We start from the raw sequence: 25727 nt of genomic DNA on the forward strand, positions 1-25727 counted from the left end.
GAAGAGGAAAGTAACAAACTTTATTACTTCGGACGACAAAACACTTGTCGTCTTAGGCGTTTTGTGGGAAAATTTACGGACTATAAGTATAATTAATTAGATACAAGTAAGTTACATACGAATATAAGAGCTGGGGATTTTTCTTTTTAGAGGAAAGGTAATTATAGCTGTTTTCCCTTCTAATTCAGATAATAGAATATTATAAAAGTTATAACCGATACTGGTTTTGTACATTTTGTTCAGCATCTTCTCTAATACTTCCCAATTATTTTCCGTCATCTTAGAATTTCGGAATATTGCTTTAGCTTTGGGAGTTTTGGGTATGTAACCACCATTAGTACTTCCTCCACCACCTCCACCATTATGATTATTATTATCCTCAGGATACCATGTTTGACTATTTCCACTTTCGTCATAGTATATGTCTTCACATACCTCTACAGTCTCCCATTTTGTTTTTTTACGGCATTCAATTCCGATTTCAAGACCATATTCAGGATCTTGATAAAGTGTTGGATTACAGTCATTATATTCCACTAGGATATTTTCAAAATGGCAAACATGTACTGTGAATCCTCTCGAAGCCGCTTCTGTTTGCATCTGTACCCCCTCTTCAGTCCCCTGTTTGATGGTAGCCACAATTTTTCCATCTTCATATTTCCATCCATTTACCAAACTACCTTCAGGTTCATAGAAGTAGACACTACCACTAAAATGAGGCTCTCTATATAAATAGCTGTTCTCCTCAAAATGTTTAGCGTTCATCAGATAGTCATAAGTCCCTATGATATGCATAACGAAGTTGATGATTTCCCCTGTTTCCAGATTCTTGATGATAACCATTCGTGAAATATTGCGAATCTTTCCACGTTCTGTCTCTTTACATTTCTCCATCGTTTGGCTATCCATTAAAACCGCACCTCCTTTGTTTAGTAAAGGCACTTCCACGACTTCAAACTTCTCCTTTCGGCTTTCGAGGCCTTTTCCCCAATGCAGTTTTGACAATAATTCAAATTTGGTATCAACGGAACGTGTAGAAACTACCGGTGTCTGATTAGCCTCATACCAACTTAGCGCAGTAGCTACGCTCAACTCCCTGTTTTTACCTTTAATAACTCCATTTGATGTCTTTTGCAACTCCCAATCTGATTCATCCTTTAAACAAGAATACAGAATCAGACAAAGGACGAACAAACCGTCAAAGTAACAAGCTCTACGTTTGACTTCTTCTTTTCTCATGTTTTCTACTCTTTTAGTGAATACTTATTTGAGTTGATATTCGAAAATCCTTCGTAATTCCCGGTGCATCTTATTGGGCTCGAAACCATAGTAAGATGTTTAGAATATGCCAAATAGTCCCCTGTATAATCATTCGTTTGAGCCTTAATTCCTGATATGTTCAAATATGCTATAATAAAGAAACATGTTATTCTCATGGCATACAATTTAAAAGATTTGTTATTAATTACCACAATGGTATGTTTTTGACAGTTTATACATTTCAGGATATGTTAGAAGAGGTCAAAATACGTAATATGTATAACCTCTTCTAACTGTAATTCTTTGCTCAATTCGGATTAGCTATTTCGGCTCTATTGCCCACCATTGATATATATAGTTCAATGTTTTAGCCAGTGGTGTTAGTGTATACTTCAATCCCACTAGTTTCGTCTCTATTTCTCGATAAACAGAAATGGGAACAGTAACATATGGAGTGTGCTCTGCAAAGTCAAAGTAAAGTTCACTGATTTTCCCCGTTTCAGAACTAATAGCGAGGACTATGATTAGTTCGTATCCTTTCATTTTACCTTTGAAACTACCAAATGCATCATTGATAATAACTTTATAAATAGAATCTATATAGGCTGCATGTGTGTCTTTTACAGTTAAAGGCATATCATCATAATCCTCCATTTTGATATAAAATGGGGTGTTTGTCCCTTTTTTCATTTGATCCACGTATGTCCATTTATTTAGGTTATTGTATAGTGTTATTTCACCGGATTCATCCACATCGCATTGGTATGTGTAACCTTTTTCTTGGAATGTTTTTGTTATTGCATAATAATTCGTTTGAGCTACAACGAATATAATGTTGAATAACAAACTACTCAATACAATTACTTTTTTCATATGTGTTATATATTTTATAAATTTATTGTGATAATATTCTTATCGTATTAAAGTTGCTTGTTCCTATTCGGCTATTAAGCCAAGGATAATTGTTGGCAGTATAGCCTACTCTTCGAAAACTTTTGATGACTCTGTTCTCTAATAATTTCTGCAGTCTAACTTCATTAGATCCTTGGCGTAACTCCCCTTTTTCATTTATCAATCTCATTAATTCTCGGATTGCGTTCCAGCGAGTATCTCTTATACTTCTCTCTCGCCACCAGATTCGTTCACTTTCAGGTAAGCTATTTATGTAAATTTGTTGTGCAAGATGTGCTTCAACGTCTCGATTTAATGCAGATCCGTTCCAAGTTTCTTGTTCAGTATATGATTGGAGAAGATGAAACATTTCATGAAATAGAACTCCACTACTGGCGTCTGTCCTTAATTTGATGGTAGATAGACTCGGATCGAATAGAGAATTGCTGTTTTCAACAAACTCAAGAATAATAGTTTTTGAACTTAGTGTTTCTACAATTTTGTTATATAAAGCATTACCGATTGATGTTCCAGTCATTTTATTCAGCATCTTCTCTAATACTTCCCAATTATTTTCCGTCATCTTAGAATTTCGGAATATTGCTTTAGCTTTGGGAGTTTTGGGTATGTAACCACCATTAGTACTTCCTCCACCGCCTCCACCGTTATGATTGTTATTATCCTCAGGATACCATGTTTGACTATTTCCACTTTCGTCATAGTATATGTCTTCACAAACTTCCACAGTCTCCCATTTTGTTTTTTTACGGCATTCAATTCCGATTTCAAGACCATATTCAGGATCTTGATAAAGTGTTGGATTACAGTCATTATATTCCACTAGGATATTTTCAAAATGGCAAACATGTACTGTAAATCCTCTCGAAGCCGCTTCTGTTTGCATCTGTACCCCCTCTTCAGTCCCCTGTTTGATGGTAGCCACAATTTTTCCATCTTCATATTTCCATCCATTTACCAAACTACCTTCAGGTTCATAGAAGTAGACACTACCACTAAAATGAGGCTCTCTATATAAATAGCTGTTCTCCTCAAAATGTTTAGCGTTCATCAGATAGTCATAAGTCCCTATGATATGCATAACGAAGTTGATGATCTCCCCTGTTTCCAGATTCTTGATGATAACCATTCGTGAAATATTGCGAATCTTTCCAAGTTCAGTCTCTTTATACTTCTCCATCGTTTGGCTATCCATTAAAACCGCACCTCCTTTGTTTAGTAAAGGCACTTCCACGACTTCAAACTTCTCCTTTCGGCTTTCGAGGCCTTTTTCCCAATGCAGTTTTGACAATAATTCAAATTTGGTATCAACGGAACGTGTAGAAACCACCGGAGTCTGATTAGCCTCATACCAACTTAGGGCGGCATCTAAACTCAACTCCCTGTTTTTACCTTTAATAACTCCATTTGATGTCTTTTGCAACTCCCAATCTGATTCATCCTTTAAACAAGAATACAGAATCAGACAAAGGACGAGGAAACTGCCAAAGTAACAAACTCTACGTTTGACTTTTTCTTTTCTCATGTTTTCTACTCTTTTAGTGAATACTTATTTTAGTTGATATTCGAAAATCCTTCGTAATTCCTGGTGCATCTTATNGTAATATGTATAACCTCTTCTAACTGTAATTCTTTGCTCAATTCGGATTAGCTATTTCGGCTCTATTGCCCACCATTGATATACATAGTTCAATGTTTTAGCCAGTGGTGTTAGTGTATACTTCAATCCCACTAGTTTCGTCTCTATTTCTCGATAAACAGAAATGGGAACAGTAACATATGGAGTGTGCTCTGCAAAGTCAAAGTAAAGTTCACTGATTTTCCCCGTTTCAGAACTAATAGCGAGGACTATGATTAGTTCGTATCCTTTCATTTTACCTTTGAAACTACCAAATGCATCATTGATAATAACTTTATAAATAGAATCTATATAGGCTGCATGTGTGTCTTTTACAGTTAAAGGCATATCATCATAATCCTCCATTTTGATATAAAATGGGGTGTTTGTCCCTTTTTTCATTTGATCCACGTATGTCCATTTATTTAGGTTATTGTATAGTGTTATTTCACCGGATTCATCCACATCGCATTGGTATGTGTAACCTTTTTCTTGGAATGTTTTTGTTATTGCATAATAATTCGTTTGAGCTACAACGAATATAATGTTGAATAACAAACTACTCAATACAATTACTTTTTTCATATGTGTTATATATTTTATAAATTTATTGTGATAATATTCTTATCGTATTAAAGTTGCTTGTTCCTATTCGGCTATTAAGCCAAGGATAATTGTTGTCAGTATAGCCTACTCTTCGAAAACTTTTGATGACATTGTTCTCTAATAATTTCTGCAGTCTAACTTCATTAAATTCTGGGCGTAATTTCCCATTTTCATCAATATATCCTGTTAGTTCTCGAGTTGCATTCCAACGAGCATCTTTTTTACTCTTTTCTCGCCACCAGATTCGTTCACTTTCAGGTAAGCTATTTATGTAAATTTGTTGTGCAAGATGTGCTTCGACGTCTCGATTTAATGCAGATCCGTTCCAAGTTTCTTGTTCAGTATATGATTGGAGAAGATGAAACATTTCATGAAATAGAACTCCACTACTGGCGTCTGTCCTTAATTTGATGGTAGATAGACTCGGATCGAATAGAGAATTGCTGTTTTCAACAAACTCAAGAATAATAGTTTTTGAACTTAGTGTTTCTACAATTTTGTTATATAAAGCATTACCGATTGATGTTCCAGTCATTTTATTCAGCATCTTCTCTAATGCTTCCCAATTATTTTCCGTCATCTTAGAATTTCGGAATATTGCTTTAGCTTTGGGAGTTTTGGGTATGTAACCACCATTAGTACTTCCTCCACCACCTCCACCATTATGATTATTATTATCCTCAGGATACCATGTTTGACTATTTCCACTTTCGTCATAGTATATGTCTTCACATACCTCTACAGTCTCCCATTTTGTTTTTTTACGGCATTCAATTCCGATTTCAAGACCATATTCAGGATCTTGATAAAGTGTTGGATTACAGTCATTATATTCCACTAGGATATTTTCAAAATGGCAAACATGTACTGTAAATCCTCTCGAAGCCGCTTCTGTTTGCATCTGTACCCCCTCTTCAGTCCCCTGTTTGATGGTAGCCACAATTTTTCCATCTTCATATTTCCATCCATTTACCAAACTACCTTCAGGTTCATAGAAGTAGACACTACCACTAAAATGAGGCTCTCTATATAAATAGCTATTCTCCTCAAAATGTTTAGCGTTCATCAGATAGTCATAAGTCCCTATGATATGCATAACGAAGTTGATGATCTCCCCTGTTTCCAGATTCTTGATGATAACCATTCGTGAAATATTGCGAATCTTTCCAAGTTCAGTCTCTTTATACTTCTCCATCGTTTGGCTATCCATTAAAACCGCACCTCCTTTGTTTAGTAAAGGCACTTCCACGACTTCAAACTTCTCCTTTCGGCTTTCGAGACCTTTTTCCCAATGCAGTTTTGACAATAATTCAAATTTGGTATCAACGGAACGTGTAGAAACCACCGGAGTCTGATTAGCCTCATACCAACTTAGGGCGGCTTCTAAACTCAACTCCCTGTTTTTACCTTTAATAACTCCATTTGATGTCTTTTGCAACTCCCAATCTGATTCATCCTTTAAACAAGAATACAGAATCAGACAAAGGACGAGCAAACCGCCAAAGTAACAAGCTCTACGTTTGACTTTTTCTTTTCTCATGTTTTCTACTCTTTTAGTGAATACTTATACTTATTTGAGTTGATTTTCGAAAATCCTTCGTAATTCCCGGTGCATTTCATAGGTCTCGAAACTATAAATTTTTACCTTTTCAGTTAGTATTTCGTTTGCCAATTCCACAGCCTCAGGGATACGTCCTTGACGATAATAAAGGAGAGCTAATTTATAACGGGCTTTCTGTCGGGAAGGAACCATCTTGTGAGCTGTCCAATAAGCTACTTCGGCATCTTTTAATTTTCCTGTACGCTGCAAGGCATCACCTTTGAGGATATAAGTGTGCGTGCTTGGATATAATCTTTCCCAATTAATTATCTTTTCCAGTAATGTGGTGTCCTTTTGGCATTTGTCAAGTGTATGGCAATAATATATCCAAAATATAGTCTCATTTTTCATTGCTGATTCTAAGTGAGATAGATCGCTGATTATTTCTTCTGATGGCCGATTTATAGAATATTGGGATATTTGATGTAACTCATGTTGGTTTCGATACATTCTTTTCAGTAGTACTCCTTCCCCTACGATGGCAAAAAGGAGCAATGTTTTTAGAAATATAGATTTATAAGAAAATTGTTTTACTATACTTTTCTTCTGTTGGTTGGACATTTCAGCTAATGCTATTACCATGATAACCAAAATTGGAAAAGCTTGGTCGGGATAAGAGAAAAATCCCCAGACAAGTCCGGCTATACATATGGTTTTAGCGGATAAAGAACGTATTTCTCTTTCCTTATAGGAAAATATGATGTAGAGTATACCGATGTATAACAGCAATCCTGGAATACCGTATTCTACGGTCCAACGTAATGGCTCGTTGTAGACGTAATGGTTGTTGTCTGCGAGTCGTTTGTCGCCTATTGTTCCTTTTTCCTGCAGATAGTCACCTTGAAAATGCATGTAGTAGGTGTTAAAGCCATGAGGACCAAAACCGCTAAAAGGTTTCTCTTTGACCATTTGTGTGGTGACTTTCCAGATCAGTACTCTTCCATTAGCGGAAGCTGGTTTTAACTGATATAGCCAGAATGAAAGTAAACCGATTAATAACAAGGTAAACAAACCCCATCGGACAGAGCATGAGAAACGGTGATGAATGGCATAACCAATAATAGCTAGTATTGCTATCCAAGCAGACCGACAGTTGGTGAGCCATAATGCGGGTAAAGCCATAGCATATATAAAAATACTCATAAAGTATAAATGTGCAGGGATTATACTCTTTTTGAAGTGTAATAACGTTATAGTAGGGACAGTCAGCAATAAGGCTAACATTCCGGCATAAATCGTAGGATTACCATAAGGTCCTGTTATTTCGAAATCGGGATGGTAGGAAGGAAATACGTGAAATACTTGTAAATACCCGATAGCCGATAAAATAATGATTGCAGCAAGAATGACATAATAAAGAATGGTGGCATTTAATCCTCCTGTTTGACGTATGCCCCAATATATGATGACCAGAGCAAAACGGGCTAATCCGTAAAGGCTAGAGTGTGGGGGATAAAAGTAAATACTACCTATAGCTATTAAAATGAATAACCAATCGATAACAGTCGGTCGCTGAATAAGCCGGTTCCTAGAGAAGAAAGTTGATATTCCTATTAGTATTGATAGTGATATGCTCGTAAACAAGCATGATTGATGGGGAATATCAAGTATTCCTTTCACTGGATTGAACAGTAAGCTCAATATAATAACTCCCGTGAACAAAGATAGTATGTTTTTCCTGATGATTATCATTGATATTTCTATCTTAGTTTCTAATGAAAATAGGATAGCGTTTTGTTCCGTGTGAGTTTTGTATTTATAGAAATAGAGGAATGAAAGTCATTGGAAGAATTTCCATGCTCTCATTCCTCTTAACTTGAGAGTTCCTAAAACAATAGTTTTCTACCTTAAAACCTATTTATCTAATTTGGACACTTTTACATAGTCAATTTCCATAATAGCGGGTAGATTATCGTCGTCAATAGGACCGGGCCAAGAGCCATCTCTATCTCCTCCTAATCCCATGTTCAGAATAATGTAGAAAGGATTTTCATTAGTGAAAGGCCATTGCTTCATTTCTGCCTCATTTTCCAGATTCAGGTTCGAGTATGAGAAAGTTTCTTGTCCATTGACAAAGAATGTCAACTTATTCTCATCCTTTTCTACTGTATAGATATTCCAATCTTGATAGTCGCAGGTTATCTGTGCTGTATTTGTCGGATCTTTTATATCTAAATCATAAGTGTAGTGGGTATGTATGGTGTGGTGGATCACAGACTCTTGTTTTATGTGCTCCATGATATCAATCTCTCCACTTTGAGGCCATCCTCCATAAACGGGTGTTTTTGGCATCATCCAGATAGCAGGGAATGCACCATTCGGATAGCTTGTAATTCTTGCTTTCACTTCTATTTTTCCGAATGTGAAATCGAATTTGCCTTGTGATTCAATGCCACCGGCTTTGTATTCACCGTTTATTTTTTCAGCTTTTAATATCAGTTTGCCATCTTCTACATAAGCTTGATCATAGCTTTCGGACATCTCGTCGTTCCAGTCAGAACCTTGCTTTTTACATAGTACCCATTTTGTTGGATCCGGATTGCCGTCTACGCTAAAATTATCAAAGAAGAGTATATTCTTCATCGCTTCATCGAACTTGGTCAATACAATGGTATAGGTGGTCGTTTGATTATCTTCAGTGGTGACGGTCACTTTCTGTTCTTTGTTCCATTCTCCGATAAATTTCTTCGGATCAGGTGAGATCGTAGCCCCTTCACTCATTAATGTATAATCTACGCCTGTGATCATATTGGCGTCTTCTATATAGCCAATTTCTACCCTATGAGTTGTTTGGTCAATCTTTCCATGATAATAGGATATATTATCAGCCTGCGTACCTTTTACTGCTACGGAAAAGGATGTTAGCGGATATCTCTTCTGTGGAGTGATATCATTGGTCTCATCATCTGAGCAGGCAATGCTGGAGATTCCCATAAGTGCCATACTCAGTAAAAGTAATATTTTTCTTTTTATCATACTCTTTTTCTTTTTATTGATTTGTGAGTTTATTAGAAGCGATTACCTGATTGGGGGCTCAGGTAATCACTCTTATTGGAGAATTAATCTCCCCAAACTAATGGGGCGATATATTCCCACTTAATAAATCCGATACTGCCACCGGAAGCTGACATTGAGAAGTTAGCACCTACTTTTGTCCGTTCAAATGGAATCTTATAAGTATCACTTGTACCATTGGCATCTGTTACACCATCACTTGTGGCTTTGCCTAACAGGACACCATTTAATATCCATTCGGAGTATATCCACGATTTAGTCGGATCTGTTGCGTCTACTGCTTCTTTGATATCGAATGTTAAGACGTTCGAAATGCTAGTATCAACAGCGTGACCGCTATTTTCATTGTATACATCACCGTTCCATGGTCTTGTACTCAATTGTGTCTTTTGGCTTAAAATGTGGAAACGAAGTTCTACATTTCCTCCATCATCAGCTTGTCCTGCCCACATCATGAAGAAACTAAGATTTGCACTGCCAAATGGATCAAAATAGAAGTTGTAACGTCCTTCTTTCAATCCGCCTGGACCGGAATAACTGGTCATTGCTTGATTTACATCATGTACGACTGGTCTTTGTGGATTAGCTTGTTTGATCTTTATAGTTTTCACTAATGGAGTAGCACCTTCGTCAGCTTTAGTTGCCAGTAAGATAACCCCTGTACGTACACTGGTTCCTGTGTGTTCGTTTACATTGATCACAATGTCACCATCACCATTGAATGATGTTTCTTCGAAATTATACCAAATGTCATCAGCCTCATTTTCTTTCGATATTGTCCACTCTGTATTAGATTCTACGTGAATAGTAAGTTTTTGTGCCTCTTCATACATTCTGAACCATTTTCCGTTCTCCGGAATCTCCGGATTTAATACTACACCGTCTTGTATACATTTTACTTCCTGAGCCACAACACCGTGACGGTCGTATATTGTTACAATACCCGTACGTTGTTCGCCTGTATTTGGAGTTGCCTTTACTGTGATTTGTCCATCCAGTTCACCGGAGTTTCCGGATTTAATGGATAACCATACATCACCCTCCGTTACTTTTGCAGTCCATTTTTGGTTAGTAATTACATCAAATGTTTCGTCATCTCCTTCTTGGTTGATCATATCAACATTCTCTACGTTCAAATAGGCAGTACCTTTTTGTGTAAGTACAAATGTTTTACCTATCCAGTAATCACTTTTGATATTGATTGTATCTATACGATCATCTAATGAAGTGTTTTCTTTACAAGTGATAGTAACAGTAGAAGTTTTATCACTAGCTTCGCCCTTATTAGGTGAAATAGTATACCAATCATATTTTCCGAATACTTCCCACGGATCAGTTGATTTAACCTGAAAAGAGAAAGATTCAGGATTTTTAGCTTCAACTAGGTATGAATCCTCTACTCTATAGCGCAGATCTACCCATTTCATGGCTTCGTCGTCATTGCATCCAGAGAATGTGGTGAGAACGGAGATGCCGATGAAACTATTGTATATAAGTTGTTTTAAATTAAATTTCATACTCTATATTATTTAGAGGTTATTTATTACTCTATCGGTTCCCAAGTCATCGAATTTACATGCATGCTTGAATCCTCAGCACCATTTTGTAGTCTGTAGTATATGGTTTGTGGACAATACTGATTATCATCCCCAAAGGCATAAATATCTTGAATGTTATTGTCTAATACAGCAACTTCTTCACCATTAAATAGTAATCTGATAATAAGTTTATCAGTAGTACCTGGTTTATAAGTTACTTCAGCCACGATTTGGCGGATCGCATTACATTCTTCTGTTGTCATGGTGAATGTCTTTTGTGTCCAATTGTAACCTCCACCACATGTAAAATTACTTTCTTTGTTAGGTTTCAGGTGTAAATGGAAGTTAGGTGTACTTGTCCAGTCGATATTAGGCCAATAGTTTAGTTCAATCCAGCTTTCACCTGTTAAGTTTAGAGAAGCAAGGTCAATTGTCAAACGACCTTTCTTGCTTCTAAAGTTGGAAACAATTTGAGATGTACCGGTTCCACTAAGAATAATTGAACCATTCTCTTGAACTTGAGCTGCAGTACCTCCTCCGTTCCACCAGAATGACTTACCCTGTTGCTCGACGTCAAAAGTGATTCCATCAAATCCATCGATTACTTCTTTTGTTTTGATTAACACTTGACCTTTACGTGACGCGAACAAAGGATTATAACTAGTAGTAATTAGTTTTAGTTCAGAATCACTGATAGCCTCTGCTTGTAACCAACTTTGATATTCTTTCGGAACTTCTACTTTCCATTCTTTATTGGAACTTATCTTTATAGTCGTTTCAGACGGACCGGCATTAGTTATTGCCATTGTCGTGTTTGCCGGATCTTCTTCTTGAACAATGGTAATACCATTCTGAGTAATAGTAAAAGAGTATTCTTCAAATTCTGTTCTTACAGTAATAGTACCTTCACGACGTGCACCTGCATTTGCAGGTATTTTAACAGTGATGATTTCTTCCTGGCCATCTTCATTTCCATTACCTGATTTCTTATCAATGTCACTTACATAAGAAATAGAAGGAATAATTTCCCATGGTTTGTTGGAAATGATAGAGAATTGAATCTCTTCACCTTCTGTTGCAACTAGTTCTCCGTAAGGAACAACAACAAGTTTTTCTTTAGAAACTTGTTCAATTGTAATCACCTTTGTATTTGAAATACCTTCTGCCTTGATAGTCAGTTTAGCAGTACGTGATTGTTTTCCTGTATTGTTTTCCATTGCCACTACAATCTCCGAAACCAATGAACTGCTTGCACTCATGGAAGGAGTGGGTACGCACCATTGTGCATCACTTTCGATAGTCCAAGGAGTATTGGAACTGATGTTGAAAACTACATTGCTTGGAGATGTTGCCAAGGCAGTATAAGAATCCTGAGCGTCGATTTGGATATTGAGCGGACCTTCTGGCTGAGAGTCAATGCTGTACTCTTGGCATGCTACAAAACTGAATGTGCACAGAGCAACAATCAGTTGCATTAATGTATTACTATATAACTTTTTCATATTTCTTTAAAATATTAGATTTGACAATTAATTACCATCCCGTATTTTGAGGATTTAAGTTTGCATTTTTGTACAACTCGCTTTGAGGAATAGGATACAAATACATTGCATCTCTCCAATTACGAGTTTCATACAGATTTTTGTAGAAGTTAAAAGTACCGTCAGGTTGTTTTTCGATTTTTACTCCATACAGTTCACGCTGAGTTGAGTCCGCGATTTTCCATCTTCGTACATCCCAGAAACGGTGGTCTTCGAAAGCAAACTCTACGCGCCATTCATTGTATAGACGTTCTAAGAATTCATCTTTGCCGGAAGAAGGAATTGCCGGCATACCAGCATTCTTTCTAACCTCGTTGATTGCCCATAGTGCAGAATATTTATAAGTATCGTCTGTGTAATTTACATCGTTGAAGGCATTCACCATAGATTCTGCATAAGTAAGCAATGTCTCGGCATAGCGATAAATTACCCAATGGTGCTTATTCGAAGTTTCTTGTCCGTCGGTGAAAAGAGTTCCTTCCTGAATGTATTTGCGTAAGAAGTAACCGGTAGGTGAACCACCTTCTGATACGATTCCGTCGTCGGCACCACCTTTATAGGTTTCAATCGTCTTCTCTTGGAATTGCATGCCATTGGCTAAAATAGCAAGGTAGAAACGTTTATCGCGTTTGTCATAAGGCAACTGCGGATCAAACTCCGGGTCTTCAGAAACCCAGCCTGTGTTTTCTAAGGTCACTTTGTAACCATTGACTGTTTCGAATGCGTCTACAAGGTTCTGAGAGGGGAAGTTGCTATAAGGAATCTGGCTTGAGTTACGCTTACCTGCCGTGAAGCGAATAGGAAAGTTGAATAGCTCGAAGCTTGCGTCATTATCGTTAATTCTCATCAGTACAGTCTCTTTGGATTCGAGATTGTTAGCACTCTCTTTGGGATCCAGAGAGTATAACCCTGTGTTGATAATATCTAATGCTGCTTTTGCAGACTTTTTCCATAAATCTGTGTTCATGGAAGGATTGTGTAACTTGCTGGCAGCATATAAAAGTGCTTTTGATTTTACTGCCATCGCAAATCCTTTGGTAACTCTACCAACTTCCGCATTCGGCTCGTTTACATAACTGTCCGGCAGATGATTGTCGGCAATGGCTTCATCACATTCGCTGACAATGAAATCAATAACATCATTGAAAGATGTCTTGCCAATGGTATTAGCTTCTTCTTCAGTCAGTACTTCTAATGGCATGGCGATGTCACCGTAACGGCGTGCCAGTTCAAAGAAATAGTGTGCCCGTAACACTCTGGCTTCGTAAGGGAAATACTTTAATTGCTTCATCCAGTTGGTATATTGTGCATTATGCTCATAACGTGTGAAGTCTACTTGAGCAATTTCTGCAATAAAACTATTGGCAGCACGTATACCTTTGTAAAGAGACCAAGAGTCATCAAATGTCTTGATGGCAGACCAGTTACCGTTATTAGTATTTTGGATATTGGCCGCTACTGCTCCAAATTCACCGTCATCGCTGGCGCAATCACGCATGGCAAGCCCATCCGGAGTAAAGTTACCGGATGTTGCAAACCATTGGCATCCCTGTGGCATGAATGAGTATACATACGTAAGCATTGATTTGCTCGTATCGAAATACTTGTACATGTCTTCTTTTGTCTTCAGATTATTAGTCTCGTCAAAATCCAGGTAATTGCAGGAGGCAAAGACTAACGAAGACAAAAGAGTTAAGATTATGTATTTAGTTCTCATAATATTCATTTGTTACTTTGAATTAAAAATTAAGTTTGACACCTGCCCAATAACTTCTTGTCGATGGATAAGCAACACCAAGTTGTTCCGGATCAGCAAAATGAAGGTTGTCTAATGAGAACAGATTAGTTCCCTGTACAAATACTTTCAGATCAGCAAAGCGAGTCTGTGATTTTGAGAAAGTATAAGATACGAGCAGGTTACGCAATTTCAAGAATGAACCGTCGCGGTACCACAATGAACTGGCACGATAGTTGTTCAGGTTTTCCTGAGTAGTCAGTCTTGGCATGGTTGCGTTCGCTTTGTTCTCCGGAGTCCAATATACTTCCTCGTTCAAGAAAGTATTTGAGATATTTCCATTTTTTACCAGTGGCTGATACAACGGGCTGTTGAGCAAAGAAACTGTAACGCCAGTCATACCTTGGAAGTCAGCAGAAAGCTCAAATTTCTTGTAAGCGAGGTTCAGATTAAATCCGAAGTAGAAACGTGGAACGGATGAACCGAACATTTTGACAACGTCTTTTTCATCAATAACATTGTCTCCATTCTGGTCTTTATATTTCACGTCACCCGGAGCTACGGTGGAGAAGGTTTGCTGAGGACTATTGTTGATTTCTTGTTGGCTATTGAAGAAACCGATAGCTTCCAGACCATACATCTGTCCGACACGATTACCTTTCATATACAAGTAATTGTATTCCTGATATTCCTGATTTACATTGACTACTTCTGAATTCAAGTAAGACATACTGGCTCCTATACCGTAGTGAAGGTCACCGATTTTGTCATTCCAACTCAGGGAAGCATCCAGCCCTTTGTATTTATAGATCCCTTCATTCACCTGTCCCACAGTGATACCGATGATGCCGGAAGTAGAATTGGCTCCTGAAACAAGCATGTCCGAGCGTTTTTCGTAGAACCCTTCTACGGTTGCACTCAAGCGATTGTCAAAGGCTTCAACATCAAAGCCGAAAGTGGCTTTTGTTGATTTCTCTGCTACTAATCCTATGACTGGCAAGTTACCTTCGCTGCCGCCACTTATATAACCGGCGTTTACTCCAAAGTTATAGCCAGTATTACCAATGTAAGATTGGCGCCACAATTCATGGCTTAGGTTACCGTCCCATCCGGACAAACCGTATGATGCACGAATCTTGAAAAGATTGATCGGAGTTATATTTTCCATGAATGCCTCGTTGGATGCGATCCATGCGACAGATACAGCCGGATAAGTTGTAAATTTATCTCCATCCGGTAAATAAGCGGAACCGGAATGATTGATTACGGCATTAATGCTGTAACGGTTATCATAGGTATAAGTTGCGTTCAGCAATATGGATTGGTTCTTCCGGGAGCTGTTTCTGCCATCCTCCACGATAGATTGCATATCGTAGATCAATGCTCCACTCACCTGGTGCTTTTCAAAACTACGGTTATAATCTACCTTTGCCTGAAAATCGCTACGCATGATCAAACTTTCGAAAGGCTGGGTGTGTCCCAATGTTTCAGAGTCTGTTCCCCACATAGTAGGAGTGGTCACCAGCGTACCATCACTAGTGATACTTGCCGAGCTATTCATATAACGGTAGCTTTTGCTGGAAGTTTCGTACATCCCTCCTATATTGTCAAAAGATACTGCTACCTCAGCACCAAGTCCTTTGACCAGTACATCTAAATCCTGACGTAAACTCAAATCAGCCAGCAATGTGCCATACATATTTCTGATATGGCCATAGTTTTTCAATAAGGCTACCGGATTGTTGGCCCCATAAACAGAACTACCTCCATAAATGCCGTTTTCGTAACGGATAGGGAATGCAGCCGATGGTGTGTTATAGATATTGCGGAAGATATTAGAGCGTCCGTAGCGGGTGCCTCTATATTCCTGTAACTTTCCTACTAAGCCAACCTTCATATGAGTGCTTTCAGTAATATCCGCATCAATGTTAGTGCGCAGAGTAAGACGTGTATCCGTTGGAGTCGTATCATAACGTTCATCTTCAGTGTTCTTCTTCAACATGGAACGGTCGCGATAATAATCGATTACGGTGAAATAACGGAATTTCTCACCGCCTCCATTGAAAGACATTTTTAGATTGTGTGTAAAACCGGCTTTATTCATCGTCTGATCCCACCAGTCTACGTTTGGAAAATCATACGGGTAGATCCCTGTGCGGAAGGCATCCAATTCTTGTGAATTGTAACGCGCATCCAGCCCATCACTCTTCAATGCCGTATTGAGACTGTTAGCGTATGTGTATGCGTCTGCAAATTCCGGTGAACGGAATTGGGTATTAACACCGAAATTATAGTCTACGTTCACTTTCAGTCCGCTTTTAGCACCACGTTTAGTAGTGATAAGCACTACACCGTTTGCACCGCGTGTTCCGTAAAGTGCTGCTGCGGCAGCATCTTTCAGAACATAGCACGATTCAATTTCCATAGAAGTGATATCGGTAATATCACGAGGAAAACCGTCAATCAGTATCAGAGGGGCATTGCCGTGCAGAGAGAGAGTAGATACGTTGTCAGGAGATGTACCTATACCTTGATACACATTCAGACCTGCTACTTTACCATACAATGCTTTGCTTATATCTACATACGGAGACTTTTCAAATGCAGCAGCATTGACTCCGTTGATAGAATAACTGCTATTTTGGGAAGATACGTTCATTTGATATCCGACGCTCAGTGTATCAGCAAGCTGTGTTTCCGAAACAGCTTTTGATTTCTGTGCATTCAGGGAAACCGAACCTCCCAAAAGCAGGGTAATTAATATATAATTTAATTTATTCATTGTTCGATTGATATTAGTTAAGATATTTACCAACCCGGATTTTGGGTCATTCCATATTTCTTGTTGATTTCATTCTGAGGAATTGGAGCCAGGTACCATTTGGTATCCCAATTGGTCTTCCAATAACGATCTCCCAATACTACTTTCTCAAAAGTGAATGCAGTAGGATTATGCAGGTCGTTACCTCTACTTCTCAGTCCATATAATGTTTTCTTGAAATCATTTTGACGGTCTCTGCGTACAAGATCAAACCAACGAACTTCTTCGAATCCTAACTCCAGGGCTCTTTCTTTTAAGACAGCTTCCAGAAACTGGTCATGGTTCATTGTTTTGGGGAGTGCAGAAAGTCCTACTCTGGCCCGTACATCATTGACCATTTTGTAAGCTTCATCGTTCGGACGACCGTTTACTTCATTCAGTACCTCCGCATATCCCAACATGATTTCCGACAAGCGGGTATGTGCCCATTGTACCGGACTGTTACGATCATTGTTTTCCTGCAGGATATATTTCATGATCAGGAATCCGCTACCGTCTTTGTAATCTTCATGGTTGATATAAACAGGAGCAGTGGTACCGGTACAATATTTATCTCCCGGGCAGGCTACATTTTCATACAAACGCGGGTCGCGGGTTGGTACCATCTCGTCATTCGTATAAGTAAAGAATGGCTGTTTAGACGGATTTGTCCAGTCGAAGTCTTCCGGAAAATCAGAACCGTCTTCCCAAGGGAACATATCTACATAGTTCAGGGTTGGACCGGTATAGTAACGTTGGTTAATGAAGTCGGAATGAGTACTGACATCATAACCTTTGCGCGTAGAAATCAAAATTTCTGTTCCGCCCCGGTTGTAATATGCTTTACGATATGCCAAACGTCTTGCCCGATGAGTATCTTCAGTAGGCTGGATCAGTTCGTATCCATGTTGCTTTTTGATTTCATTGAAGAAAGCCTCCCCAGCCGCTGCTGCATCTTTCCAACGTTGGTCGCTGTAATTGCCGTAACAAGTGTACTCATCCGCCTTCGCATTCCATTTTGTGTTGGAGTTGAATGTCGGACTTGCTGCCCATTGCAATACCTTGAATTTTAATGCCATGGCACCTGCTTTCGTCATTCGACCGTCATTCTGGTCATCTTGCTTCCATTTTAAATTTGAATTAATAGCTTCATCGAGCAAGTCTACGATATTTTTTACCGTTTGCTCAAAGGTGATTCGTGGAAATTCCATTTTCTCATTTACATCTATTGCATGGTCCAACCAAGGTACACCGCCTATATATCTCATCATTTCGAAATAAGAAAGAGCGATCAATGTTTTGGCCTCAGCGATGCGTTCGTTCTTTTCATCGTCGGTCATGTCGGGTACTTTGGCTACATTTTCAATAAACAGCCATGCGTAACGGATGGTAGTCCAGTCGGATTTTCCTGCATATAGATAGGCAGCACTTCTAGGAACATTGTTTGCACTCAATGCTCCGTTATAATATAGTTTCATGGGACCATCGCTGATGTTATCACGAAAACTCTGGCACAAATCGGTGATTGATTCAAGGATATTGCCTCCCAATTTGAAGTCCCCACCGGTAGGCAATCCGTATGGTACACCGGTATAAGCTTTCGTCAGTACTTTCTCAGCGTTTATTTTCGAAGAAAACATTTCTTCGGTGGTAGCTCCGGAGCTTTCAGGTTGGTTGCCTAAGAAATTATCCCCAAAGCTGATTTCAGAACAAGAGGATGCTATCAGTATGTAACTAAACGCAATTCCAAGTCCTTTTATTATGCTATTCATAAGTTGTCTTTTTTAGAAGTTAAGATTTAAACCGAAACTATAAGTCTTGATGAGTGGATAATCTCCGAATCGGTCAGGATTACTTTCCGGATCAAGATACTTAAGTGGCGAGAAGGTTAGTAAATTGTAACCACTGAAATTCAGACCAAGTGAACTAATTCCTAATTTTTTTAGGAATTTCTTTCCGGTTATGGTATATCCGAAGTTCAAACTCTTTAAACGGAGGTAAGAAGCATCTACTAACCATAAGGTTGAAGGTTCAGAGTTCCAGCTTTCCGATTCTTCTGATGGACGCGGATAAACAGCTCCCAATTGGTTTTCCGGAGTCCAGCAACCATCATAGAAATAAGTCAGCAAACCACGTTTCCCGGCATTAGTGTACGGAATCCGGTATTCGATATCATACATACGGCTCACATTTTTTGAGCCAACCCATTGCATGGATAAACTGAAGCCTTTCCAGTCGAATCCCATATTCATACCAAATGTATATTCCGGACGGTTAGCATAACCTGACACACATTTATCATTACCGTCTACAATCCCGTCTCCACTAAGGTCGGCATACATTGCATCACCCGGATACACTTTTTGGTAAGGTTGGGGAAGGTTGGGGTTCAATGTCAGTTCTCCGTTTGCACCTTCGATGAAGTCGCTATACTGGTAGAGTCTCAAGTATTTATACACGTCAGTTTGTCGTCCGGTTGAACCGCCTGTTTCATTCATGTAACTGAATTGCTTGGGTACTTCATCCATGTTAATGATCTTGTTGCGTGCGAAAGATACGTTTGCATTAACAAAATAGCTGAAGTCTTTTCCAATTCTGTCATTCCAGCCAACAGAGATTTCATAACCATGATTGTTCACCTGACCAATATTCAGATTAGGTAAAGAGGTTGCAATAATACCTGGAGTCGATAATGGAGAAATCAGAATACCAGTACGATGCTCTATAAAGTAATCGAATGTAGCGGATAAACGGCTATCTAAGAGTTTGATGTCGATACCGTAATTCTGCTTTTCGGCTGTTTCCCACGTAACTGCCGGGTTACCGATGGAGGAAATGCCGGAAGCTGATTGTGAATAGGCATTATCTACACCGAAACTGTAGCCACCTGATCCTCCCCATACGGCAGGCATATACATAAAGCGGGAATTCACCCCTTTATCATTACCGACACGTCCCCAAGACGCTCTGAGCTTTAAGTAATCAATTACCTTTTGATTTTCCATAAATTCCTCGGCAGTTGCTATCCAGCCTGCGGAGAATGACGGGAAAACACCAAAACGGGTACTACCCGGAGCAAAGTTTTCCGAACCGTTGTAGCCGACATTTACGTCAAGTAAGTATTTACTTCGATAAGCATAAGTAGCACGTCCAACTAGTCCTACATAACTACGGGGAATATAGGTATAGCTGTCAGGATAATAATTTCGTGATTGGTTGTAAAGGAACAGACCGGATACCCTGTGATCGCCGAATGTACGGTCATAGTTGACACGTCCTTCCAGATACCAATTCTGTCCACGTCCACTACTTTCTGAATAGTTCAGCGGGGTATCGCTTCCATTGGGTACATAAATATATGTCTTGTCATAATCCGGATCGGTCTGTGCCATGGAGCCATTTGTGTCAAAATAGGACTTGTAGTATACAGTCTGTGACTCTATGGCACCTCCGGTACGTACTTTGTTTAACGTGAATTTATTGTCGTATGCTCCTTTCACAGCCACGCTCAAGCCCGGAGTCACAAAGTCCAATTTCTGTGTGATCTCTAGGTCCAGATTTAAATTCGTATCATAATTCTGATTATAACCTTGTCCGTAAAATACGAACATACCATCACGCATAACTTCTCCCAAAGGAACCATATCTTTAGGAACTAACGTACGTACTCCGTTGATAAATCCCGGTCCTGCGAACGGATGTGACCAGATCTGTGCAATCACCCAAGGATTCTGATCCTCTCCGGTACCCGAAACGACACTACGTGGCTCTTGCAGCTTACCTAAAATACCACTAATGCCAAGTTTCATTAGTGTAGTCTTAGTCAGGTTAGCGTCGATATTAGCACGATAATTATATCGGTTGAAACGGTAGTTGTTATCATACATCTGTCCGGGAAGTTCCTTTAAAAGACCGTTTTGGTATGTATAACCTAATGAAATGTAATACTTTACATTCTCGCTGCCGCCAGAGATGTTAAGGTTGTTCTGGCTTTGAAGATAGAGGTTATTAAAGATATACTTTTTCCAGTCCATACTCGGATACATAATCGGATCTGATCCTGTACGATAGGCTTCTACCTGTTCCGGTGTGAAATAGAGTTTGGGATTACTAACGTGATCCATTTCCTGTTTTATGTTCCAGAAACGAGCGAATTCATAGCTTCCGGTTTGTTCAACTAACGAAATAGGTTGTTGTAAACCCAGTTTGGTGCTGACAGAAATTTGCGTTTTGCCGGCTTTACCTCTTTTAGTGGTAACTAATACTACGCCATTCGCTCCTCGTACACCGAATACAGCTGTTGAAGAAGCATCCTTTAATATAGAGATGGTCTCAATCTCGTTCGGGTCGATCTGTGAAAAATCACGTTCGATTCCGTCTACGAGAATCAATGGCTTAGCCTGTGAGTCATTCAGTGTACCGGCTCCACGTACATAAATAGTGGCGGCGTCTTTACCGGGTTGTCCGGTAGTCTGTACTGAAGATACACCGGGTAAAGCTCCTGCCAATACATTAGTAATACTAATAGCCGGAGATTTGATCAACTCCTTGTTGTCAATGGAAGAGACTGCACTGGTAAGCATCTTCTTGTCTTGGTTACCATAGGCAATCGCAACAACTTCTACTTCACCGAGGCTTTGCGCGTCTTCTTTTAAACTAACGTTAATGATTTGTTTGTTTCCGACTGTGATCTCTTGGGTTACATACCCCATAAAAGAGATGACCAATACGGATTCCTTGCTTGGAACGACGATTGAGTAGTTACCGTCAAAGTCTGTGATTGTCCCGATAGTAGTGCCCTTCACGGTCACGTTTGCCCCGGGAACGGCTTCTTTAAGTGCTTCGTCCACTACTGTACCTTTAATAGTAATCCCTTCCGGTGGAAGTGCATACGTTATTAAAGGTATGAATGAAAGAAACGTAATAAGAAAGCAGATTCTTAATTTGAGCGCGTTTCTCATACTTTTTAATTTGTAGGTTAATAATATATTTAGTTCTGTCAATGAATGACCTTCGTTTTGTTCTAAAGAATAGACTTTGTGTGTATAAAAGCCTGACATTTTTGTTCTCTTTCATTGCAAAGTTAGTTGGTGCGCCTAAAATCGACGTGTAATATTCACCATATTAGGTACAAAAATAGCTAGAAACGTTATCTGTAGCGAATGATAAGCCTTCCCGTTAATTTTGTAGACAGGACGGAAAATGATAGGTTTTGCTACCTATAAAAACAGTTTTCCCCTCAGATAAAAGCTTATCTGGGGGGAAATATATACGAAATTCAGAGAATATTAATTGATTTAAGGTTTATATAATATCCAGTCGAAAACCTCTCCGGCATCTTCTTCTTCTCCTTGCTCTTGCATAATCAGTAGATCTTTATTCAAAGAGATAACAGGCATATTCTCTGTCTCACCAGCCGCAGTCATCTTAATTGTTTTGTGAACCGGGTCATAAGCATAGGTTCCGGAAATATTTTCACCATCCATATCTTTCATTGCAAAGGTCCCGTTTGCATTAAAAGTAAATTGCACTCCATCGATGTCCTTCCATTGTCCTTCTATCAGCTTGCTGTTACTTCTTTCGTCTTCTACATCATATCCGGTTCTGTCATCTGTCAATCGTATCAACGGAATATTCTGCCCATCGGCACTGAAGAATGGTGAAATCAGGATATTTCGGGTCAGTTTTACTATCTTTATGTTTATAGACACGTCATCAAAGAGTGACGAAATAGTTTGGGTCGTTTCATTGTAAGTGTATGGATGAGTTTCGGAAGTAGTGCCTTCATCACCGTATTGAAAGAGAGTGATGGTATTGTCGTCACGCAGCACCATCATTGTCTGTTTGCCGGCTCCCCATGTGCCTGTCAGCCCGCCGGATGCTTCATTTCCTTCGATTACTACCCTAAAAGTGGCTTTCTTTCCGTTGTTCAGTTGGGCTGTCAGTACATCCCCCGTAGTAGTGGGAGTCCAAACGACTGAAATAGTTCCGTTGGCTTCTGTTTTGCCTGTATTCGTGCCGAGTGTACCCGACGTTGCCGAGAAGCTGACGGGTTCAGACGGACAAGCAGTTCCCGTGTGGCTTTCCTTCACTGCAAAGGTGACTGTCACGGACTCGCCTTTCTTTATTTTCTGACCGTTCGATGGAGAAACCAGCATGATATCTTTGCCTTTTATCTGTGGAGTAAAGGTCACTTTCTTAATCAGTTGCGTCCCGTCTTTATCTCTGATCTCCGCTGTCAATACGTCTTCCGTACCTTTGGGTGTCCACTTTAGCGTCACTTTCCCCTCAGCATTCGTAGCGGCAGTCTGTTTAAAGTCTGTAGACGAGAAATAAACCTTACGTTCCGGATAAGCATGGTTTTGCCCCTCTGAGAGATATTGTACAAGGAATGTGGCACTAATGCTTTCTCCTTCGTTCATCACCGTCCCGTCTGCAGGAGTTAGAAGTGCAATGGAGGAAGTTACTACCGTAGGCGTAAAGGTAGCAGCGGTAACGATCACCGTACTTTCTTTCCCGTCTTTGTCCGTCACTTTGTTCACGACTTTGGCTGTCAGCCTGTCGCCTTCCTTTTTAGGAGCCCAGTCGACGCTTGCTATCCCCTTCTCATCGGTTGTGGCAGCCGAGATTTCCTCCGGTGCGAATTCTATTTCGGTTCCATACTTAGGCGATTTCTTTCCGTCTTTATCTACCAAGCTTACTTTAAACTGAACGTTTTCGGTACTTCCCAACTCTATTTTATCTTTGTCTTTATGGGAAATCAGTTCTATTTCCACCTTTTCTATAATAGGTTCGAATACATCCATTCCGATTTCATTTCCGTCCTCGTCGGTCAGTGTCGCCCCATCCTTATCTACAACTTTTGCGGTCAATTTATCGTTTTGTCCTTTGGGGGTCCATTTCACAGTGGCAAGTCCTTCTGCGTCCGTTTCCACAAACTCATGTTCAATTTTTCCTCCTTCTTCTGACGAGAACTGCACGTAAGCCAACGGACAATTATAAGGATTGTCCGGAGTCAAATCGCTATAAGAAGTCACTCGGAACGTTACTTCCTGCTCTGTCCCCTCCGTAAGAGTAGCATTCTTTTCCGGTGAAACAAGTTCTATCTTGTAGGGTGCTTCGAAAACTGTTTTTCGTAGCATACTATAAGGGGCATTTGGCAGTTTCCACTCGTATCTTTCGAACAAACCGAAATCCATCGCCAATCCCATGTCCAACTCTATTCCGGCATTTGTTTTTGATTTCCAACCTATATACTGGTTGTTGCCGGATGCGGTAGCCTGAAGTCCTGCTTCTAGATTCTCTTCCACATAGGGCATCACGGAAAACCACGGGCCTACGAAATTGTAAACTTCAATCTCCACTTTCGGATAGCTGTACACTTTACTATATAAAGATCCTTTAAAGGTAAAAATAGGGTCGTAAACAGTAAACGACGGTGTGAGCTCGTTAATTACTGTCACTCCCGCATCTTTCTGCCAAGACAGACCTGTTTTGGACTGCGATCCTAAATAGAATCCTGCGCTTGCTGTGATGTCTGCTTTGGAATTAAATTCATATTTCATCCCCCAATGAGTGTTTATCTTTATCCAGATGGGCACGTTGCCAATCATAAAACCAAACTCAACGAAAGGCAGAATGTTTTCCCATGTCTTAGTTTCAGACTGTTTACATTCGGCTTTGAATTTATATTTGAGCAAAAAGTCCATATTATAGTCACCTTGCAAATAATATTCGAATTTCTGCAACTCTCCTACATTAAGTCCATCAAACAATGTCTCTCCAAATTCGAAATCAAAGATTCCTTGTAGTGTTACGCCGTAATAGCATTTTTCCCAAAAGAGTTTTCCGTAAGAGCCTTCGTAAAGTTTTTCTTCACTAAAATCGCGATCAATGGTGTAGAACGTTTTGCTATTTGTAATTTCACCTCTTGCCAACGCATCCGACTTTTCATAAATCTTTTTCGCTCCTTCTGTTTTATCGACCAGATAAACCACTTGTGGAGTTACTACCCGCGTGCGCCTTCCCGATGCCGATCTCACATTAGTAGGCGTTCCCGGATCGGTAGCCAACGTAAAGTTTATATTTTTAAAGATGTTGGACATATTACCTTCTTCCGTTTGCAACGTTAAGCGATTCCCAGATGCTTGAACGTTTTTCACTACCCGGATTGCATGGTCATACTCTTGCGGCAGCACCAATGCCTTGCCTACTTCTACCTTAGGAGGAGCAGACTGGTCGTACTGTACTTTCAATTCTCCGGTACCGACATTATAGTTGGTGATTGTTCCCCCTTCGCCAATCTTTAAGTCGGCATAGTTCGTTTCCGCTTTGCCATATTGCAGGACTTCCAATGGTAACGTAGCTTCCCGGCAAGTAAAAGTCAATGTGCAAGTCTGGTCTTCGGACGTTTCATTCGCTTTCACCTTTACAGTAACCAATTGTCCGTCCGAACCCTTATCCGGAGATACGGTGCACCATTCTGCTTGTCCGCTTACTTCCCATTCATCGCTGCTCGAAACTGTCAGGACCTGCATATCCTCATTCGAGTCGAACGTCATTTCACTTCTGTTTACTGAGATGGTAGACGTGCTTTCATCATGATTACTACTGCAACTCCATATCATCCATATGGAGAACAGAACCAGAAATCCACAAATCTTTCTTCTCATTGAATTATAAATTTAAGTTTCGTAAGTATTTATATTAAGGCTGTATTAGCTACTTGCCATAGTTGAACTATTGATTTTAAAGTCAATCTGTCTGAACATAAGCAATATTCAAATACAACTTTTTCTTCTGTTCTTAGGTGTGAATGTAAAAATACATAAAAACGTAGAATATCCTAAGCGCATCTGTTTTTTTAGACTACAGTTTTATAGGGGTAACTAGAAATAAAAATCCAATATGCATAGATTAATATACGTTTATTCTATGTATATTTGTTTCGTTACTACTGAAAGTTTCGTTCCATTTAAGTGGAACGAACGAACTAGTTAAGTAGAACTATCGTTCCACTTAAGTGGAACGAAAATCGGATTGAACTTTAATAAATTAATAGATGGGAAGGAATAAATTAATCTCTCCTAATAAAAAAATAATAGA

At 39.4% G+C, this 25727-nt stretch carries 14 protein-coding genes; all 14 read right to left on the bottom strand.

Annotated elements, in window-relative coordinates:
- Positions 1–111: 111 nt before the first annotated feature.
- The 14 genes from CZ225_RS02620 to CZ225_RS02685 all read right to left on the bottom strand — a co-directional run bounded on the left by CZ225_RS02620 (position 112) and on the right by CZ225_RS02685 (position 25294).
- A complete protein-coding gene (locus CZ225_RS02620) occupies positions 112–1239 on the bottom strand; it encodes a hypothetical protein (RefSeq protein WP_077152883.1) in 1128 nt (375 codons plus the stop codon).
- A 342-nt stretch (positions 1240–1581) separates the two neighbouring features.
- The gene (locus CZ225_RS02625) at positions 1582–2133 is read right to left on the bottom strand and encodes a DUF5043 domain-containing protein (RefSeq protein ID WP_077152884.1); all 552 of its coding nucleotides are present in this window, start codon (positions 2131–2133) and stop codon (positions 1582–1584) included.
- A 22-nt stretch (positions 2134–2155) separates the two neighbouring features.
- Entirely contained in the window at positions 2156–3694 is a 1539-nt protein-coding gene (locus tag CZ225_RS02630; RefSeq protein ID WP_077152885.1) for a hypothetical protein, read from the bottom strand.
- A 126-nt stretch (positions 3695–3820) separates the two neighbouring features.
- On the bottom strand, positions 3821–4372 hold the full coding sequence (locus CZ225_RS02635; RefSeq protein WP_077152886.1) for a DUF5043 domain-containing protein: 552 nt from the start codon (positions 4370–4372) through the stop codon (positions 3821–3823).
- Between the two features lie 22 nt (positions 4373–4394).
- Positions 4395–5933 carry a hypothetical protein gene (locus CZ225_RS02640; protein ID WP_077152887.1) on the bottom strand — a complete coding sequence of 513 codons (1539 nt, stop codon included), beginning with the start codon at positions 5931–5933 and terminating at the stop codon, positions 4395–4397.
- A 30-nt stretch (positions 5934–5963) separates the two neighbouring features.
- Entirely contained in the window at positions 5964–7685 is a 1722-nt protein-coding gene (locus CZ225_RS02645; RefSeq protein ID WP_129585730.1) for an O-antigen ligase family protein, read from the bottom strand.
- A gap of 162 nt (positions 7686–7847) precedes the next feature.
- Positions 7848–8969, bottom strand: coding sequence for a DUF4971 domain-containing protein (locus CZ225_RS02650; RefSeq protein ID WP_077152889.1), 1122 nt, complete (start codon positions 8967–8969; stop codon positions 7848–7850).
- An 83-nt stretch (positions 8970–9052) separates the two neighbouring features.
- Entirely contained in the window at positions 9053–10525 is a 1473-nt protein-coding gene (locus CZ225_RS02655) for a BACON domain-containing protein (RefSeq protein ID WP_077152890.1), read from the bottom strand.
- Positions 10526–10551: 26 nt separating this feature from the next.
- Complete coding sequence (locus CZ225_RS02660) at positions 10552–12048, bottom strand: BACON domain-containing protein (protein ID WP_077152891.1); 1497 nt, start codon at positions 12046–12048, stop codon at positions 10552–10554.
- Positions 12049–12079: 31 nt separating this feature from the next.
- Positions 12080–13804: a RagB/SusD family nutrient uptake outer membrane protein gene (locus CZ225_RS02665; RefSeq protein WP_077152892.1), complete on the bottom strand. Its 1725-nt coding sequence runs from the start codon at positions 13802–13804 to the stop codon at positions 12080–12082.
- A 22-nt stretch (positions 13805–13826) separates the two neighbouring features.
- Positions 13827–16604, bottom strand: coding sequence for a SusC/RagA family TonB-linked outer membrane protein (locus tag CZ225_RS02670; RefSeq protein WP_077152893.1), 2778 nt, complete (start codon positions 16602–16604; stop codon positions 13827–13829).
- 26 nt (positions 16605–16630) lie between these two features.
- A complete protein-coding gene (locus tag CZ225_RS02675) occupies positions 16631–18394 on the bottom strand; it encodes a RagB/SusD family nutrient uptake outer membrane protein (protein ID WP_077152894.1) in 1764 nt (587 codons plus the stop codon).
- Positions 18395–18406: 12 nt separating this feature from the next.
- The gene (locus CZ225_RS02680; protein ID WP_077155661.1) at positions 18407–21583 is read right to left on the bottom strand and encodes a SusC/RagA family TonB-linked outer membrane protein; all 3177 of its coding nucleotides are present in this window, start codon (positions 21581–21583) and stop codon (positions 18407–18409) included.
- A gap of 336 nt (positions 21584–21919) precedes the next feature.
- Positions 21920–25294: a BACON domain-containing protein gene (locus CZ225_RS02685; RefSeq protein WP_083714562.1), complete on the bottom strand. Its 3375-nt coding sequence runs from the start codon at positions 25292–25294 to the stop codon at positions 21920–21922.
- Between the last annotated feature and the right edge of the window lie 433 nt (positions 25295–25727).

It is taken from the genome of Bacteroides bouchesdurhonensis, from assembly GCF_900155865.1.
GTDB lineage: Bacteria > Bacteroidota > Bacteroidia > Bacteroidales > Bacteroidaceae > Bacteroides > Bacteroides bouchesdurhonensis.

Bases quoted from the DNA above. Each gene is read 5' to 3' on its own strand.
- CZ225_RS02620 (WP_077152883.1), bottom strand. From the start codon at position 1,239: ATGAGAAAAGAAGAAGTCAAACGTAGAGCTTGTTACTTTGACGGTTTG.
- CZ225_RS02625 (WP_077152884.1), bottom strand. From the start codon at position 2,133: ATGAAAAAAGTAATTGTATTGAGTAGTTTGTTATTCAACATTATATTC.
- CZ225_RS02630 (WP_077152885.1), bottom strand. From the start codon at position 3,694: ATGAGAAAAGAAAAAGTCAAACGTAGAGTTTGTTACTTTGGCAGTTTC.
- CZ225_RS02635 (WP_077152886.1), bottom strand. From the start codon at position 4,372: ATGAAAAAAGTAATTGTATTGAGTAGTTTGTTATTCAACATTATATTC.
- CZ225_RS02640 (WP_077152887.1), bottom strand. From the start codon at position 5,933: ATGAGAAAAGAAAAAGTCAAACGTAGAGCTTGTTACTTTGGCGGTTTG.
- CZ225_RS02645 (WP_129585730.1), bottom strand. From the start codon at position 7,685: ATGATAATCATCAGGAAAAACATACTATCTTTGTTCACGGGAGTTATT.
- CZ225_RS02650 (WP_077152889.1), bottom strand. From the start codon at position 8,969: ATGATAAAAAGAAAAATATTACTTTTACTGAGTATGGCACTTATGGGA.
- CZ225_RS02655 (WP_077152890.1), bottom strand. From the start codon at position 10,525: ATGAAATTTAATTTAAAACAACTTATATACAATAGTTTCATCGGCATC.
- CZ225_RS02660 (WP_077152891.1), bottom strand. From the start codon at position 12,048: ATGAAAAAGTTATATAGTAATACATTAATGCAACTGATTGTTGCTCTG.
- CZ225_RS02665 (WP_077152892.1), bottom strand. From the start codon at position 13,804: ATGAGAACTAAATACATAATCTTAACTCTTTTGTCTTCGTTAGTCTTT.
- CZ225_RS02670 (WP_077152893.1), bottom strand. From the start codon at position 16,604: ATGAATAAATTAAATTATATATTAATTACCCTGCTTTTGGGAGGTTCG.
- CZ225_RS02675 (WP_077152894.1), bottom strand. From the start codon at position 18,394: ATGAATAGCATAATAAAAGGACTTGGAATTGCGTTTAGTTACATACTG.
- CZ225_RS02680 (WP_077155661.1), bottom strand. From the start codon at position 21,583: ATGAGAAACGCGCTCAAATTAAGAATCTGCTTTCTTATTACGTTTCTT.
- CZ225_RS02685 (WP_083714562.1), bottom strand. From the start codon at position 25,294: ATGAGAAGAAAGATTTGTGGATTTCTGGTTCTGTTCTCCATATGGATG.